We start from the raw sequence: 15,984 nt of genomic DNA, 5'->3' as shown, positions 1-15,984 counted from the left end.
GGCCGCGTCCCGCGTCATCCTGTCTGCCATCTTGAGAGGCCGGCGAGCGGCCCGGAAACAGGGAGAAGGACAACCGCGCCCCCGGCGTGCCTGTTTTCGTGGCTGCTTCCCAACGGGAAGGACCGACATGACCAAACGCAACGTGGACCCGATCACCCTTTCGGTGGTGCGCGGTGTGCTGGAAACCACCCAGCGCGAAATGACCCTGACGCTGGAACAGACGGCGCGCAGCTCTGTCTTCAACCTCGCGCATGATTATTCGACGGCGCTGTTCAACCACACGCCCGAGATGATCCTGCAAGGACAGGACATCCCGATCCACCTCGGCTCGCTGATCCCCGCGATGAAATCGGTGGCGAAGTTCTTCGAGGGCGAGATCCACGAGGGTGACCTGATCCTGCACAACGATCCGGCCTATGGCGGTTCGCATATCATCGACACCTGCATGTATTACCCGGTGTTCTATGAAGGTGAGCTGGTATTCTGGACCGTCTGCAAGGGCCACCTGACCGATATCGGTGGCCCGGTTCCGGCGGGCTACAACCCCAATGCGACCGAGATCTTCGCCGAAGGCCTGCGCATCCCGCCGGTGAAACTGTGGGACAAGGGCAAGCCGCGCCATGACGTGATGAACCTGCTCCTGACCAACATGCGCGCACGCCGCGACCAGGAGGGCGACTTCAACGCGCTGATCGGCGCCTGTCAGGTGGGCGCGCGCAACCTCATCAACCTGATGAAGAAATACGGCAAAGACGTGGTGCAGGACTGCATCGCCGAACTGCTCGACATGGCCGAGGCGCATATGCGCAAGCTGATCGCGGGCGTGCCCGACGGCACCTATACCGGCACCGCGATCCTTGAGGATGCCGGTCACGGCTTCGGCGATTTCGACATCACCGCCACCGTCACCATCAAGGGCGATGCCTGTCATATCGAGATCGCCTCGCCGCCGCAGGTGCCCTATTTCATCAACAGCTACGAAGGGAACAGCCATTCCGGCGTTTATCTCGGGCTGATGATGTTTGCCCAACTGCCGCCACCCTATAACGAGGGGCTCTATCGCTGTGTCACCACCGACATGGGGCCGAAGGGCACGCTGTGCAACGCAAAATCCCCTGCTCCGCACATGAACTGCACCACCACGCCGATGGAAACCCTGACCGACGCCGTGCGGCTTGCCTTTGAACAGGCAGCGCCCGCCAAGGTCTCGGCCTCTTGGGGCCATGCCAATGGCTGCAACATCGCAGGCTGGGACAAGCGCCATGACGAGGAATATGTGACCATGGTGCTGGCCTCGATCATCTCGGGCGCGGGAGCCACGGCCGCACAGGATGGCTGGCATGCCTGCGGCCCGGAATGCTGCTTCGGCGCGCTGACCAGCGGCGACATCGAGATGCTGGAACACAGCTACCCGATCATCATTCACCGCTATGGGCTGATGGAAGATTCGGGCGGCGCGGGAAAGAACCGCGGCGGCTCCGGCACCTGCTGGGAGGTGGAGCCGATGGACACGCCCATGACGCTCGTCACCTTCGGCGAAGGCCGCCGCATCCCCGCCATGGGTGCCGCCGGCGCGAAATCGGCGCTGATCCAGCCCAAGGTTGGACGGCTGGAGGTCACACGCAACGGGCAGACCCGGATCATCACCGAAAACGTGATTGAGACGATCCAGCCCGGCGAACGCGCCGCCAACAAGAACCCCGGCGGCGGCGGTTACGGCAACCCGTTCGAACGCGACATCCAGAAGGTGGTCGAAGACGTGCGCAACGGCCTCGTCAGCCTCGAAGGCGCCCGCCTCGACTATGGCGTCGTCATCACCGACCGCGACAGCCTGAGCGTCGATCACGCCGCCACCGCGAAACTCCGCGCCGCCTGATCCCCATTTTCTGTCGAAAAATATCCTCGGGGGGTTCGGGGGGCAGACAGCCCCCCGTCCGGCCCCACCATCCCAAAGGACCGCAACCCATGCAGAACCAGTATCGTCTCGGCATCGACGCCGGCGGCACCTTCACCGATTTCATCCTCGCCGATCGCAAGGGCGGCGTGCGCATCTTCAAGGCGCTCTCCACCCCCAACGACCCGACCGCCGCCATCCGCAACGGCCTCGCCCTGATCGAAGAGGAAACCGGGCTTTCCCCCGAAACCATCGTCTCCAACGCCGATCTCTGCATCAACGGCACCACGGTCGGGCTGAACGCGCTGATCACCCATAACGGCGCCAAGACCGGCCTGATCGCCACACGCGGCCATGAAGACAGCATCGAGATCCGTCTTGGCCACAAGGAAGACGGCTATCGCTACGACCCCGACTATCCGCCCGCCACCATGCTGGTGCCGCGCTATCTGCGCCGGGGCGTCGGTGAACGGGTGCTGTCGAACGGCCAGGTCCACACCCCCCTGAACGAGGATGACGTGCGCGAGGCCTGCCGGCATTTCCTGCGCGAGGGCGTCGAATCCGTCGCCATCAGCTTTGTCTGGTCGGTGCTGCACCCCGAACATGAAAACCGCGCCGCAGAAATCGTGCGCGAGATGATGCCGGATGTCCGGCTGACCGTGGGCAGCCAGCTTTACCCGCAGGTGCGCGAATATACCCGCACCTCCACCGCCATCGTGAATGCCTATCTCGCCCCGATCCTGCAACGCTATGTCGAGGCAGTGGACGCCTATTTCCGCAGCCTCGGCGCCCGCCATCCCGTGCGCTACTTCCAGTCGAACGGTGGGCTGGCGCTCGGCAAGGTTGTGTCGGACCAGTCGGTCTATGCCATCAATTCCGGCCCCGCCTCGGCACCGCAGGCCGCGCTGTGGCTCGGCCAGCCCTGGGGCATGAAGGACATCATCACCGTCGACATGGGCGGCACCTCGTTCGACATCACGCTGACCCGCGATGGCCGCGCGAATGTGTCGAAAAACGTCGATTTCCTGCGCTATCGCATCGGTATTCCGATGATCCAGGTCGAAACGCTGGGCGCGGGCGGCGGCTCCATCGGCTGGATCGACAGCATGGGCCTGATGCAGATGGGGCCGCAATCGGCGGGGTCCGAACCCGGCCCGGCCTGTTATGACCAAGGCGGCGAGAAACCCACCACCACCGATGCCAATCTGGTGCTGGGCTATCTGAACCCCGATGGTCTGGTGGGGGGCCGCCTGCCCCTGAACGTCGAAAAGGCACGCGCCGCGATCAAGACCCATCTGGCCGATCCGCTGGGCATCAGCGTGGAAAAGGCCGCCTATGGCATGTTCACCATCGTCAACAACAACATGGTGAACGCGATCCGCCGCGTCTCGGTCGAGCGGGGCTATGATCCGCGCGATTTCGTGCTGAACTGCGCGGGCGGCGCGACGGCGGCGCATATCACGGCGCTGGCACGCGAGATGGGCACCCGCAAGGTGCTGATCTCGAAGCTGGCCTCGGGGCTTTGCGCCTTTGGGCAGATCATTTCCGATGTGAAATACAACTACATGGCCCCCGCCGCCGCCCGTCTGGAAGGCGCCGAATCCGCCGCAAAGCTGAACGGCCTGTTCAACGGGCTGGAGGCACGCGGCCGTGCCGATCTGATGGCCGATGGCTTCACCGATGACACGATCAGCATCCGCCGCAGCCTCGACATGCGTTATGTCGGGCAGGTGCATGAATGCACCGTGGACGTCGACCCGTTCGAGGTGACCGAGGCCGCGCTGGAACGTCTGAAGGCCGCCTTCCACGCCCGGCATGAAGAGCTTTACACTTATGCCGAGCCGAACAGCGCCGTCGAGGTGGTCAATGTCGAAAGCGCGATCACCGGCGCGGTGGACAAGCCCGGCCGCATGACCGTCGTCCCCGGCAAGGGCGCGCATTCGGCACTGAAGGGCACGCGCGAGATGATCTTCAACGCCGACGGCATCGCGCATGAAACCCCCGTCTATGACGGTGCGGCACTGGGCGCGGGCGACCGCATCACCGGCCCGGCTGTCATTCAGGAGGTCACGACCACCATCGTGATCGAACCCGGCTGGCTGGCGGAGCTGGATGCCTCTGGCGTTTACGTTCTGACGCTGGCAACCCAGACCGGCGCGGCACAGCCGCAGCGCGCGACCGAGGTCGCCTGAGATGACCCTGACGCTGGAACAGGTGGGGGTCGCCTTCGGCGGCTTCCGGGCGCTGACCGAGGTCAGCCTTGCCATTGCGCCCGGACAAGTTACCGGGCTGATCGGGCCGAACGGGGCGGGCAAGACGACCTGTGTCAACACGCTCACCGGCTTCCAGCGTCCGGACACCGGCCGGGTGGTGCTGGAAGGGCGCGACATGTCGCGCCTGCCCGCCCATGGCTTTCGCCGCGCGGGCGTGGCGCGCACCTTTCAGGCCGGGCGGCTGTTCGGGGGCCTTGATGTGCTCGATAATCTCGCCTGCACCGGCGTGGGACTTGGCATGCGCCGCGCGGCGGCGGAACAGGCAGCGGCAGAAGTGCTGCACTGGATGGGGCTGGAGGCGCTGGAAAGCCGCCCCGCCGCCGGCCTGCCCTATACCGACGAGCGCCGCATCGCCATTGCCCGCGCGCTGATCGGAAACCCGGATTACCTGCTGCTGGATGAACCCGCCGCCGGTATGTCGGAAAAAGAGGCCGCCGATCTGGCCGGCCTGATCCGCCGCATCGCCACGGAAAAGGGCATCGGCTGCCTGCTCATTGAACACAATGTCGGCCTCGTGCTGTCGGTCTGTGCGCATGTTGTCGTGCTGGATGGCGGGCGCGTCATCGAACAGGGCGACCGTGCCACAATCCTTGGATCTGCTGCCGTGCGCGAAGCCTATTTCGGCGCCGACCAGGCGGAGGCCGCATGATGGCGAAGCTGGGCATCCATGACCTTGCGGTGCGCTACGGCAAGCTGACCGCGATTTCCGATCTGTCCTTCACCGTGGCCGAAGGGGAGCGGCTGTTCATTTCCGGCCCCAATGGTGCGGGCAAATCCTCGCTTCTGGGCGCGATCTCGGGCGCGGTGCCTGCGGCGCATGGCCGGATCGAGATGGATGGCGACATCCTTTCCGGCCTTGGCCCCGAACGCATCGCGCGGCGCGGGCTGTCGATGGTGCCGGAGGGGCGGCGTATCTTTGGCGGGCTGACCGTGCAGGAGAACCTGATGGTCGGCACCGGCATCCGCCGTGACCGGGCCGCTGTCGCCGACGATCTGGAGACGGCCTTTACCGCCTTTCCCATCCTGCGTACCCGCGCCCAGGCCCCGGCGGGCGCGCTGTCGGGCGGCCAGCAACAGATGCTGGCCATCGCCCGCGCGCTGATGACCAACCCCAAGGTCATGCTGGTTGATGAACCCTCGCTCGGCCTCGCGCCCAAGGTGGTGGACGAGGTCTATGACCGGCTGTGCAGCCTGCAAGCCCTGCGCGGGCTGACGCTGGTGATCGTCGAACAATCCTCGACCCGCGCCGCGCGGGTGGGCGGGCGCATGATCCTGATGCGTGGCGGACGCATCGTCGCCGATGGCGATGCCGCCGGTTTCGCCGCCGCCGACCTGCTGTCGGAAGCCTATTTCGGAGACCCGGCATGAGCCTGCAACTTCTGTTCGACGCCCTGTCACTGGGCGGTATCTATGCCATTGCGGCGCTGGGGATCGCGCTGATCTTCGGCGTGATGAAGCTGGTGAACTTTGCCCATGGCCAGTTCATCGCCTGCGCGGTCTTCGCGCTGATCCTGCCCTCCACCGATGCGGTGGCGGCGCTGGGGCTGGGCCTGTTGCCCACGCCGCTGCTGATCCTGGCGATCCTTGGCTTCGGCGCGGGGCTTGCCGTGGCAGCCGAAGCGCTGGTGTTCCGGCCGCTGCGCAATGCCTCGCCCGTGGCGTTGATGGTGGGCAGTTTCGCGCTTGGCGTGGCGCTGCAAAACTTCTTGCTGGTGCTTTATGGCGGGCGGCCCAAGGCGATCAGCCTCTGGGCCGGGCTGGGCGCCCCGGTGCGCATTGGCCCGGCCGAGGTGCCCTTGCTGCAACTGATCGTCATTGCGGCGGTCATCGCCATCCTGCTCGCACTTGGCCTGATGCTGAAACGCTCGCGCCTCGGGCTGGAGATGCGCGCCGCAGCGGCAGATTTCGGCATGGCGCAACTGCTGGGCGTGCGGGCGAACCGCGTGATCTCGGGTGCCTTCGCGCTTTCCGGGGCGCTGGCGGCAGTGGTCGCGCTGGTCATGGTGGCACAGACCGGGGTCGCCGATGTGCGGATGGGTGGGCAGATCATGCTGATCGCCTTCATCGCCACCGTGGTTGGCGGCATGGGCAGCCTGCCCGGCGCCGTGGCTGCAGGGCTGGCAATCGGCGCGGCCTCCGCCCTGCTGCAAGCCGGTCTGCCCGATGCGGCGCGACCGTTCCGCGATGCCTTCCTTTACGCGCTGGTCATCGTCGTCCTGCTGTTCCGCCCGCAGGGCCTGTTCGCCGCCGCCGACGCCAAACCAAGGGTCTGAGCCATGATCACGCAACACCGTATCCGCCGCCGCATGGCGACCACCACACCGATCCTGCTGGCGCTACTGCTACTGGCCTTCGTGGCACTGACCCTTGCGCTCGGCGACCGCGCCGCCGCACGCATGGCGTCAGAGACCCTGATCCGGGTCACGCTGGTCGTAGGATTCTGGATCTTCGCCGGCAATTCCGGGGTCATCAGCTTTGGCCATGCCGCCTTTGCCTGTGTGGGCGCCTATGTCTCGGCCTGGACGACGCTGAACCCCGCGATGAAGGCGACGCTGCTGCCCGGCCTGCCACCCGCACTGGCCGAGGCGCACTGGCATGTCCTGCCCGCCGCGCTGACCGCCGGGCTGGTGGCAGCCGCGCTGGCGCTGGTGACCGGGGCCGCCATCCTGCGCCTTTCGGGCATCGCCGCCTCCATCGCCACTTTCGCCTTTCTTGCCATGGTCAACACGATCTGGGCGAACTGGACGCCCGTCACCGGCGGTACTTCGTCTGTCGTGGGGCTGGCGCGCTATGTCACCCCTTGGGTGGCACTTGGCTGGGCCATCGCCGCGATCCTTGCCGCAAGCCTTTACGCCGCCTCTGCCTCAGGCCTCGCCCTGCGCGCCACGCGCGAGGATGAGGTGGCGGCCTCTGCCTCCGGTATCGACCAATACCGCCACCGCCTGCTGGCCTATACGCTGTCGGCTTTCTTCTGCGGCGTGGGCGGGGCGCTGGCCGGGCACTTCATCGGTGTCATCAATCCTGACGGGTTCTACCTGAGCCTGACCTTCCTCATGCTTGCCATGCTGGTGGTCGGCGGCATCGGCTCGCTTTCGGGCGCGGTGATCGGCGTGCTGGCAGTGTCGCTGGCGGTGGAGGCGCTGGTGCGGCTGGAGAAGGGCTTCACCCTGGGCACCGCCACCTTCGCCCTGCCCCCCGGCAGTCAGGAAATCATCATCGCCGTTGCGATGATCCTCGTCCTTGTCTTTCGCCCCGCCGGTCTGATGGCCGGGCGCGAGATCATGCTGCCCGCCCGCTGGGTCACCGGGCGCGGCACATCGCAAAACTGACCCGGATCCAACAGGAGACTTGCCATGAAATACGCCTGCTCTTTGCTGGCCCTGCTGGCGCTGACCGCGCCCGCCCGTGCCGCCGATGACATCACCGTCGGCTTCGCCATCGCCAAATCCGGCTGGATGGAAGCCTATGACACCCCTGCCGCCACCGCCGCGAAAATCCGTATCGAGGAAATCAACGCCGCGGGTGGTCTGCTGGGCCAGCAGATCAAGGTGGTGGAGGCCGACACCCGCACCGACCGGGCCGAGGCCGCCAAGGCCGGGCTCGACGTGCTGGATCAGGGCGCGCAGATGATGGTCGTGTCCTGCGACTATGACTTTGGCGCCCCCGCAGCGCTGGTGGCGGAGGGCGAAGGAATGAACAGCTTCTTTCTCTGCGCCGAGGATGTGAAAGCCGGGTTGCAGGGTGTTGGCCCGAACAGCTTTTCGTCGTCTGTCCTCGCGCCGGTGCAAGGCGCGACCATGGCGGAATGGGCCTATGCAAAACGCGACGCCCGCACCGCCTTCGTGCTGGAAGACACCTTTATCGAATATAACAAGGGCATCTGCACCGGCTTTGACTGGATGTTCCCGCAACTGGAAGGCGCAGAGATCCTCGGCCGCGACACTTTCAAGAACGACGATGCCTCCATCGCCAGCCAGATCACACGCATCAAATCGCTGGAAAAGACGCCCGATGTGATCATGCTCTGCTCGGTCATGCCCGGTGCAGCGGCGGCAGTGCGCCAGATCCGCGCGGCGGGGATCGAGGCGCTGATCCTCAATGGCTCGGCGGTGGACGGGTCTTACTGGCTGGATGCGGTACCGGGGCTTTCGGGCTTTGCGCTGCCGGTGCAAGGAACGATCTACGGTGACGATCCCCGCCCCGAGGTCGAGGCCTTCAACGCCGCATATGAGGCCAGGACCGGCGCGCGTCCGGCCAGCCAGTATGCCTATCCCGGCTATGTGCTGATCGACCTCTGGGCCAAGGCGGTGGAACGCGCGGGCACCGTGGATGGCGCCGCCGTCACCGCCGAACTGGAAAAGATGCAGGCCGAACCCACCGCCTTCGGCCCGCGCAGCTTCAGCGCCGAGCTGCACCACCAGAACACCGCGCTGATGCAGATTGTCGAGATCACCGGCGGCAAGCCCGCGCGGGTCGATGAATGGCAGATCTCTCAGCCCGTTCCGCTGGATGTGCTGCTGGGCAAGTGAGGCAATGGCGCGCCCCGTTACGGGGTGCGCATCTTACAGATAGGGCGGCGTGCAGGCCGAAACCACCAGCGCCTCGCGGTCGCCGATGTTGCGAAAGCGGTGTGGCAGAGTCGAATCGAACAGATAGCTGTCGCCCGCCTTCAGCACCGCGCAATGGTCGCCCGCCGTCACCTCGATTTCCCCCGCCACCACCACGCCCCCCTCATGCGAGGCATGTTCCAGCATCTGCTCGCCGGTATCGGCGCCGGGCTCATAGCGTTCGTAAAGGATTTGCAGGTTATGCGCCCGCGCGTCCCCGACCTGTTGCAAGGTGATCCGCCCGCGCGGACCTTCCAGCGTCGAATAAAGCCGGGTGGTCAGATCGCGCAGCTCGTGCGGCTTGAAGAACAACGCTTGGGTGACCGGGGCATCGGGTTCAAAGAATTCCGACATGGTGACGCCCAGACCGCCCAGAATCTTGCGCAGGGACGAGACCGAAGGGCTGGAGCGGTTGGTCTCGATCATCGAAATCTGGCCATGCGGCACATCCGAGGCCTCGGCCAATTGCCGTTGCGACAGGTTTGCTGCCTGCCGCATCTGCTTCAGCCGCGCGCCCACATCGAAATCCTGCATGCCGAACCCCTTGGTTTTGCACAGCATAGTCAGCCCACCGAAAGCGCGCAATCTTTTGCCATGCAGCGCATTGCCACACCGCATTATATTGCTCAATATATTGAGCATTGATACACAGAATCACCGTATAGCCCCGGAGAGTGCAATGTCCGAATCCGCCCGCCTTGCCAGCCGCAAATCCGCCGCCGTCGCCCGTGGCGTCGCCACGCGCGGTATCTATGCAACCCGCGCCGAAAACGCCGAACTCTGGGATGCCGAGGGGCGCCGCTTCCTCGATTTCGCCGCCGGGATCGCAGTGAACAACACTGGCCATCGCCACCCGCGTGTGATGGCCGCCGTCGCAGAACAGGCGCAGGCCTTCACCCATACCTGCTTCCACGTCGCACCTTATGAGGGCTACATCGCGCTGGCCGAGCGGCTGAATGCGGCAACGCCGGGCGATTTTGACAAGAAAACCATGCTGGTAACGACCGGCGCCGAGGCGGTGGAAAACGCCATCAAGATGGCCCGCGCCTTCACCGGGCGGTCAGGCGTCATCGCCTTTTCGGGCGCCTTCCATGGCCGCACCCTGCTGGGTATGGCACTGACCGGCAAGGTTGCGCCCTACAAGAAGGGCTTCGGGGCCATGCCGCCCGAAATCGTACATGCCCCTTTCCCGAACGCCTTCCACGGCGTGACCGAGGCCGATGCGCTGGGACATCTGGAGCGGCTTTTCGCCTCGTCCGTGGACCCGGAGCGGGTAGCCGCCATAATCATCGAACCTGTGCAGGGGGAAGGCGGTTTCAATATCGCTCCGTTCAGCTTCCTGCGCGCGCTGCGCGAGATTTGTGACCAACATGGCATCGTGCTGATCGCAGATGAGGTGCAGGCCGGCATGGCCCGCACCGGCCGCATGTTCGGCTTTGATCATTCCGGCGTCGCCCCCGATCTGGTGACCATGGCCAAGGGGCTGGCCGGTGGTTTCCCGCTTTCGGCGGTGACCGGCCGCGCCGGGATCGTCGATGCGCCGAACCCCGGCGGTGTCGGTGGTACCTATGCCGGCAACCCACTGGCGGTGGCCGCGGCCCATGCCGTGCTGGATGTGATCGGGGATGAACAGCTTTGCCTGCGCGCCGCCGAGATTGGCGAGGTGATCCGCGCCCGCCTGACCCAGATCGCGGCCCGGCAGGGAATGGAGTGTATTGGCGAGGTGCGCGGGCTTGGTGCGATGAACGCGCTGGAACTGGTGACCGACCGCGCCACCAACGGCCCCGACGCCGCCCTCACCGCCGCCGTCGTGGCCGAGGCCGAGGCGCGCGGGCTGATCCTCTTGTCCTGCGGCACGCGCTACAACGTCATCCGCCTGCTGCCGCCACTGACCATCCCGATGGATCAGCTGAACGAGGCACTGGACATCATCGAAGCCTCGATCGAGGCCGCCGTGACGGCCCGCGCCGCCTGATCCCAAGCCACCCTTGCGCGACGCCCGCCCTGCCCCACCGGCAGGGCGCGGCCCTGCTTTGCCCGGAGCCTGCCATGTCTGACCCGCATCTGAACCTGATCAACGGCGCATGGGTGCCGGGCGATCATCTGAGTGAAAACCGCAACCCCTCGGACCTCGCGGATCTGATCGGGCTTTATGCCGCAGGCACCGCCGGGGATGTGACTGCGGCAGCCGGGGCGGCGGCGGCTGCGCAACCCGGCTGGTTTGCCGCCGGTCCGCAGGCGCGCGCCGATCTGCTGGACCGCATCGCCACCCGGATCGAGGCCGACGCGACAGACATCGCCACCAAGCTCGCGCGCGAGGAGGGCAAGATCCTGCCCGAAGCGCTGGCCGAGACCCGCCGCGCGGCGCAGATCTTCCGCTTCTTCGCGGGCGAGGCGCTGCGCATGTCGGGCGAGGCGCTGGCCTCTGTCCGCCCCGGCGTCGACATCGAAGTCACACGCGAGCCGGTAGGCGTGGTCGGTCTGATCACCCCATGGAACTTTCCCGCCGCCATCCCGGCGTGGAAGATCGCGCCCGCGCTGGCCTATGGCAATTCAGTGGTGCTGAAACCCGCTGAACTGGTGCCCGGCACCGCCCATATGCTCGCCCGGATCATCCATGAGGCGGGCTGCCCGGCGGGGGTGTTCAACCTCGTCATGGGGCCGGGCTCGGTTGTGGGCCGCGCCATGGTCGAGGCGCCGCAGATCGGGGCGATTTCCTTCACGGGCTCGGTCCCGACGGGGCGCGCCATCGCCCGCGCGGCGGCCGAGAGGATGAAGAAAGTGCAGCTCGAAATGGGCGGCAAGAACCCGATGGTGGTGCTGGATGACGCCGACCTGCCCACCGCCGTTGCAGCCTGTCTGAACGGCGCGTTCTTTTCGACCGGGCAACGCTGTACCGCTTCGTCGCGGCTGATCGTGCAGTCGGGGATTCACGATGCCTTCGTGGCGGAATTGACGCGGCAGATGATGGCGTTGCGTGTCGGCCCGGCGCTGGCGCCTGACAGCCAGATCGGCCCGGTGGTTTCCGTACAGCAACTTGCCGGAAACCTGTCTTATGTCGATCTGGCCCGCGCCGAGGGCTGCGAGGTGGTCGGCGGCGAACGGCTGGACCTGCCGACCGAGGGGCATTTCCAGCGCCCCGCCCTGTTCCTGAACGCCCGCAACGACATGCGCGTGGCGCGGGAGGAAATCTTTGGCCCCTGCGCCGCCGTCATCCGCGTCGCGGATTTTGACGAGGCGCTGGTGGTGGTGAATGACAGTGATTTTGGCCTGTCCGCGGGGATCTGCACCACCTCGTTGCGGCACGCGCGGGAGTTCCGCCGTCAGGCGCGGACGGGCATGGTCATGGTGAACCTGCCGACCGCCGGGGTGGATTACCATGTGCCTTTCGGTGGAACCAAAGGCAGCTCGCTTGGCCCTCGCGAGCAGGGCCGCCACGCGGCGGAGTTCTATACCACGGTTAAAACCTCTTATAGTTTCGCGGGTTAGGCCATGGATGCGATCCTGACCATCAATCCCGGCACCACGACGACGCGGCTGGGCCTGTTCACCTCGGATGGCGCCGGGGTGCGGGCGCTGGCCGAAGTGACGCTGGACCATGACGAGACGGTCATGGCCGCTTTCCCCGACATCGCCGCACAACTGCCGTTCCGGGCCGAGGCAATTACGGCTTTCCTGCGCGGCCGCCCTTCGGTTCGGCTGGTGGCCGTGGCAGGGCGTGGCGGGATGCTGACGCCGGTGCCGCCAGGGGTGATCGCCGTCGATGACGCGCTGGTGGATTTTGCGCTGCACCGGCCACTGCATCCGCATGCCTCGAACCTCGGGGCGCCGCTGGCGCAGCGTATCGCGGCGGCGGCGGGCTGCCCGGCCTTCATCGTCGATCCGGTGTCGGTGGATGAACTGCCGCCTGTCGCCCGTATATCGGGCTGCCCGGACATCCCCCGCTTTTCCTTCGTGCATGCGCTGAATATCCGGGCCTGCGGACGCAGGCTGGCAGGCGAGTTGGGCAAGCCTTTCGCCGCGCTGGATGCCGTGGTCGCCCATCTGGGTGCGGGCATTTCGATTGCCGCGCTGAAGGGCGGGCGGATCGTCGACAGCACCAACCGGATGGAAAATTCGCCCTTTTCCCCGGAACGCGCAGGCGGGCTGCCACCGATGGCACTGATCGATCTGTGCTATTCCGGCGGTTATGACAAGACCGCGCTGAAGCGGCGGCTTTACGGACAGGGCGGGGTTTTCGCCTATCTGGGCACCAAGGACATGCGCCAGGTCGAGGCGATGATCGACGCGGGCGACGCGCGGGCCGATCTGGTCTGGCAGGCCATGGTCTATCAGATCGTGAAGGCTATCGGCGCCATGGCGGCGGTGCTGGACTTCCGGCCCGATGCGGTGCTGCTGACCGGCGGCATGGCGCAATCGGCCCGGCTGCGCGCGGCGATCACCGCCCGCTGTTCGGCACTGGCACCTGTGGTCTGCTATCCCGGCAGTCACGAAAGCGCGGCACTGGCCGAGGGGGCGGCCCGTGTTCTGGCCGGGCAGGAGATTGCGCGGGTCTGGCCGCCAACCCCCGAGGTGGAGCCGATGCCATGGTGATCCGCAGCTTCACCGAACTGGAACGCGCACTGAAAGGCAGCCGCCCCCTGCGCCCCGCTGTCGCCGGGGCCGCCGATCCTGCGGTTCTGGAGGCGCTGGCCGAGGCGCAGGCGCGCGGGTTGATCGCCGGTGCCTTTCTTGCCGATGACGCGGCCCTGTTGCGCCCAATGTTGCCCCCCGGTATGAGGGTGGAAATCGCCGATACCCACGACCCAGCCGCTGTTGCGGTGGCCGAAGTGCGGGCGGGGCGCGCCGATGTGCTGGTGAAAGGCCGGATCGACAGCGCCGCCTATCTGCGCGCCGTGGTGGCGCGGGAAACCGGCCTGCGCGCCTCGGCCACGCTGTCAAACCTGACGCTGGCCGAAATGCCCGGCCTCGACCGGCTGATCGGCGCCACTGACAATGGCATCGTGCCCTTGCCGACACTGGACCAGAAGCGCGCCATGATCCTGAATGCGGTGCCGCTGTTCCGGGGTCTTGGCGTCACGCCCCTGCGGGTTGCCGCCATTGCGGCCTCTGAAAAGGTCAGCGCCAGCCAGCCTGCGACGGCAGATGCCAGCGCTCTGGCTACCGAGGCCGCCGCCGGGCAGATCTCCGGTGCGCTGGTTGACGGGCCATTCGGCTATGACGTGGCGCTGTCGGCAGCCGCTGCCACAAAGAAGGGGCTGGCCTCGGCGGTGGCCGGTCGCGCCGATCTGATCCTGTTTCCGTCCATCGAGGCGGGCAATGCCACGGTCAAGGCGTGGAAACTTCATGGCCATGCCCGCACCGCCAGCCTTGTGCTGGGCGGGCGCGTGCCGATCCTGCTGAATTCGCGCGCAGACGGGGCAGAGCAGCGCTGGCTGGGTCTGCTGCTGGCCGCTGCGCTGCGGGCCGGGCAGGCCGCCGCGCTATAGCAGCTTTCGCAGCGCGGGCAGCATGTCATCCAGCCCCGCGCAGGGCGTGGCGCCAAGGGCCGCAATCTCCGCCGTCACATCAACCGGGAGGCCGGTGTTTGACGCATCGGGGATCTGGTTCAGCTTGCCGCCGATCAGAACCGGAAGCGTCGCCCCGCTCTGGTTCAGCGCCGCCATCACAGCCTGCGCGTAACCAAGCGCCACGCCGTTATAGGTGCTGATCGCCAGCGCCTCGGCCCCTTCAGCCAAGGCTTGCGCGACCAGCGCTTCGGGATCTGTGCTGACGCCACCGTCCAGAACCTCGACGCCCATACCTTCCAGCGCCTGTTCGACCAGATACTTGCCATGTTCATGCACATCGCTGGTGCCGACACAGACCCGCAGACGGCGCGGCAGCGCGGTTTGCCCGGCGACCCAGCGTTCGGCCTTTTCATCCAGTTCGCGCGCCCATTCGGCGGCGACCAATGGCGCCCGACCGCGCGCGGCCAGCGGGCCTTGCCCAAACAGCGCCTCCAGTCGTTTCGGCCCCATACGGCGGATCGCCAGCAACAGGGCCGCGGGGTCGTCCTCCGGCACACCCCGGTCGGCCAGCCCGGCCAGCACCGCCTGCGCGAAGGCGCGTCCCCCGGCGACCAGCCGGTCGGCCAGCGCCTCGACCCGGTGCCAGTCGGTCAGCGCGGCGTGATGCGGCGCGTGATCGGCCAGGCGACGGGCAAAAGCCTGAGCCTCGACAATTTCATCGACATCGGGAATGCGCTGGTTCTCTGTCACCGGCACAGGGTTCACCGCATGCCCCGTGGCCCAGCGACCCAGCGCCATCATGTCAGCCAGAAGATAGCTCGCAAGGCTTGCATAATTCCCCGCAGACCCAGCCTGATAGGCGACGGTATTGCCAAAGATCATGGTGCCCGGCGGGTCTGTCACCCGCGCCAGCGCGGCATGGAAGGCCATGCGCGACAGCGGGTCGCTGAAATGGTGGCCATAGCAATGCGCCAGCCGTGCGCCGATCAGCCCTTCGACGATGTGCTTTTCCACCAGCACCATGCCAAGCGCCGAGGCCATGTCCAGAAACAGCCCCGCGAAGCCGTCATCGAGGTTTGAATGCACCAGCACCTGCGTTTCTTGTGCGGCAATCAGGCCAAGGGCGGTAACGGTCGCCTCGGTCGTCGCCACGTCATCGTTCCAATAGGGCAGGCGGAAGGTGAAATACTGCCCCAGATTGCCGACCGAGGTGGCGCCTGCCGCCAGCGCGGCGCAGGTGTTTTCCACACAGCCCGGCAGGCCGATCATGAAATCGCCGAAATGCGCGGCGGCGGGGGCGGCATGGGTGATGCGGGCGAAATCTTCCGGCCCCGTCAGCACGATGCCGGTGCCACGCGCAGCCTTTTCCCGCAGCGCCTGCGGATAGCCCATCGACCAGTCGAGCGTGATGCCGAAGCGATCCACCGTCACGCTCTGGGCGGCACAGCGGTCATGCACCTCGGCAATGGCGCCCAGCGTGCGGTCGACATTGCGAAAACCGATATGGGCGTGCTGCATGATGCGGCTGTTACCGATGCGGCGCTTCCATTCCGCCTCGGACGTCACAGCCTTCTCGGCGAAGAACGGGCAAGGGCCGACGCGCCAGTCACGGGCAAGCGCGCGGCCACGCGACAGAAGTTCAGCACCGGGAGGAAGGCGCGGGTCAGTGAGCGGCGGGGATTCGGACATGATCGCTCTCG

13 protein-coding genes are annotated in these 15,984 nt (G+C 66.4%); 11 read left to right on the top strand and 2 right to left on the bottom strand.

Translation table 11 applies throughout. The features are described from left to right. The first annotated feature begins 127 nt into the window (after positions 1-127). The 7 genes from capB to C8N34_RS12810 all read left to right on the top strand — a co-directional run bounded on the left by capB (position 128) and on the right by C8N34_RS12810 (position 8,696). Positions 128-1,876, top strand: coding sequence for a caprolactamase subunit beta (gene capB / locus C8N34_RS12840; RefSeq protein ID WP_054301311.1), 1,749 nt, complete (start codon positions 128-130; stop codon positions 1,874-1,876). Between the two features lie 89 nt (positions 1,877-1,965). Next, positions 1,966-4,086, top strand: coding sequence for a caprolactamase subunit alpha (capA, locus tag C8N34_RS12835; protein WP_108129167.1), 2,121 nt, complete (start codon positions 1,966-1,968; stop codon positions 4,084-4,086). Position 4,087: 1 nt separating this feature from the next. Continuing rightward, entirely contained in the window at positions 4,088-4,816 is a 729-nt protein-coding gene (locus C8N34_RS12830; RefSeq protein ID WP_108129166.1) for an ABC transporter ATP-binding protein, read from the top strand. Continuing rightward, positions 4,813-5,535 carry an ABC transporter ATP-binding protein gene (locus C8N34_RS12825; RefSeq protein WP_229825369.1) on the top strand — a complete coding sequence of 241 codons (723 nt, stop codon included), beginning with the start codon at positions 4,813-4,815 and terminating at the stop codon, positions 5,533-5,535. Before C8N34_RS12830 ends, C8N34_RS12825 begins: the two co-directional genes overlap by 4 nt. Further along, entirely contained in the window at positions 5,532-6,440 is a 909-nt protein-coding gene (locus C8N34_RS12820) for a branched-chain amino acid ABC transporter permease (RefSeq protein WP_054301308.1), read from the top strand. Before C8N34_RS12825 ends, C8N34_RS12820 begins: the two co-directional genes overlap by 4 nt. 3 nt (positions 6,441-6,443) lie before the next feature. Then, positions 6,444-7,496 (top strand): branched-chain amino acid ABC transporter permease, encoded by a 1,053-nt coding sequence (locus C8N34_RS12815; RefSeq protein ID WP_054301307.1) that lies wholly within the window; start codon positions 6,444-6,446, stop codon positions 7,494-7,496. A gap of 24 nt (positions 7,497-7,520) precedes the next feature. Further along, a complete protein-coding gene (locus C8N34_RS12810; RefSeq protein WP_108129165.1) occupies positions 7,521-8,696 on the top strand; it encodes an ABC transporter substrate-binding protein in 1,176 nt (391 codons plus the stop codon). A 33-nt stretch (positions 8,697-8,729) separates the two neighbouring features. Here the strand turns inward: C8N34_RS12810 and C8N34_RS12805 are convergent, their stop codons facing one another. Further along, complete coding sequence (locus tag C8N34_RS12805) at positions 8,730-9,308, bottom strand: cupin domain-containing protein (protein ID WP_108129222.1); 579 nt, start codon at positions 9,306-9,308, stop codon at positions 8,730-8,732. A 145-nt stretch (positions 9,309-9,453) separates the two neighbouring features. On the opposite strand from C8N34_RS12805, the gene gabT reads away from it, so the two are divergent. From gabT to C8N34_RS12785, 4 genes are all read left to right on the top strand, one after another. Then, positions 9,454-10,749, top strand: a complete 1,296-nt coding sequence (gabT, locus tag C8N34_RS12800) for a 4-aminobutyrate--2-oxoglutarate transaminase (protein ID WP_108129164.1) — start codon at positions 9,454-9,456, stop codon at positions 10,747-10,749. A 74-nt stretch (positions 10,750-10,823) separates the two neighbouring features. Next, entirely contained in the window at positions 10,824-12,263 is a 1,440-nt protein-coding gene (locus C8N34_RS12795; RefSeq protein ID WP_108129163.1) for an aldehyde dehydrogenase family protein, read from the top strand. A gap of 3 nt (positions 12,264-12,266) precedes the next feature. After that, positions 12,267-13,367 carry a butyrate kinase gene (buk, locus tag C8N34_RS12790; protein ID WP_108129162.1) on the top strand — a complete coding sequence of 367 codons (1,101 nt, stop codon included), beginning with the start codon at positions 12,267-12,269 and terminating at the stop codon, positions 13,365-13,367. Next, entirely contained in the window at positions 13,361-14,263 is a 903-nt protein-coding gene (locus C8N34_RS12785; RefSeq protein WP_108129161.1) for a phosphate acyltransferase, read from the top strand. The genes buk and C8N34_RS12785 overlap by 7 nt, the downstream gene beginning before the upstream one ends. Here C8N34_RS12785 and C8N34_RS12780 read toward each other — a convergent pair. After that, positions 14,258-15,973: a cobalamin-dependent protein gene (locus tag C8N34_RS12780; protein WP_108129160.1), complete on the bottom strand. Its 1,716-nt coding sequence runs from the start codon at positions 15,971-15,973 to the stop codon at positions 14,258-14,260. The genes C8N34_RS12785 and C8N34_RS12780 overlap by 6 nt on opposite strands. Positions 15,974-15,984 lie beyond the last annotated feature (11 nt).

It is taken from the genome of Gemmobacter caeni (assembly GCF_003054195.1).
Classification (GTDB): Bacteria; Pseudomonadota; Alphaproteobacteria; order Rhodobacterales; family Rhodobacteraceae; genus Gemmobacter; species Gemmobacter caeni.
This window is presented reverse-complemented; position numbering and strand designations above follow the sequence as displayed.

Bases quoted from the DNA above. Each gene is read 5' to 3' on its own strand.
- capB (WP_054301311.1), top strand. From the start codon at position 128: ATGACCAAACGCAACGTGGACCCGATCACCCTTTCGGTGGTGCGCGGT.
- C8N34_RS12785 (WP_108129161.1), top strand. From the start codon at position 13,361: ATGGTGATCCGCAGCTTCACCGAACTGGAACGCGCACTGAAAGGCAGC.
- C8N34_RS12830 (WP_108129166.1), top strand. From the start codon at position 4,088: ATGACCCTGACGCTGGAACAGGTGGGGGTCGCCTTCGGCGGCTTCCGG.
- buk (WP_108129162.1), top strand. From the start codon at position 12,267: ATGGATGCGATCCTGACCATCAATCCCGGCACCACGACGACGCGGCTG.
- C8N34_RS12810 (WP_108129165.1), top strand. From the start codon at position 7,521: ATGAAATACGCCTGCTCTTTGCTGGCCCTGCTGGCGCTGACCGCGCCC.
- C8N34_RS12820 (WP_054301308.1), top strand. From the start codon at position 5,532: ATGAGCCTGCAACTTCTGTTCGACGCCCTGTCACTGGGCGGTATCTAT.
- capA (WP_108129167.1), top strand. From the start codon at position 1,966: ATGCAGAACCAGTATCGTCTCGGCATCGACGCCGGCGGCACCTTCACC.
- gabT (WP_108129164.1), top strand. From the start codon at position 9,454: ATGTCCGAATCCGCCCGCCTTGCCAGCCGCAAATCCGCCGCCGTCGCC.
- C8N34_RS12795 (WP_108129163.1), top strand. From the start codon at position 10,824: ATGTCTGACCCGCATCTGAACCTGATCAACGGCGCATGGGTGCCGGGC.
- C8N34_RS12805 (WP_108129222.1), bottom strand. From the start codon at position 9,308: ATGCAGGATTTCGATGTGGGCGCGCGGCTGAAGCAGATGCGGCAGGCA.
- C8N34_RS12825 (WP_229825369.1), top strand. From the start codon at position 4,813: ATGATGGCGAAGCTGGGCATCCATGACCTTGCGGTGCGCTACGGCAAG.
- C8N34_RS12780 (WP_108129160.1), bottom strand. From the start codon at position 15,973: ATGTCCGAATCCCCGCCGCTCACTGACCCGCGCCTTCCTCCCGGTGCT.
- C8N34_RS12815 (WP_054301307.1), top strand. From the start codon at position 6,444: ATGATCACGCAACACCGTATCCGCCGCCGCATGGCGACCACCACACCG.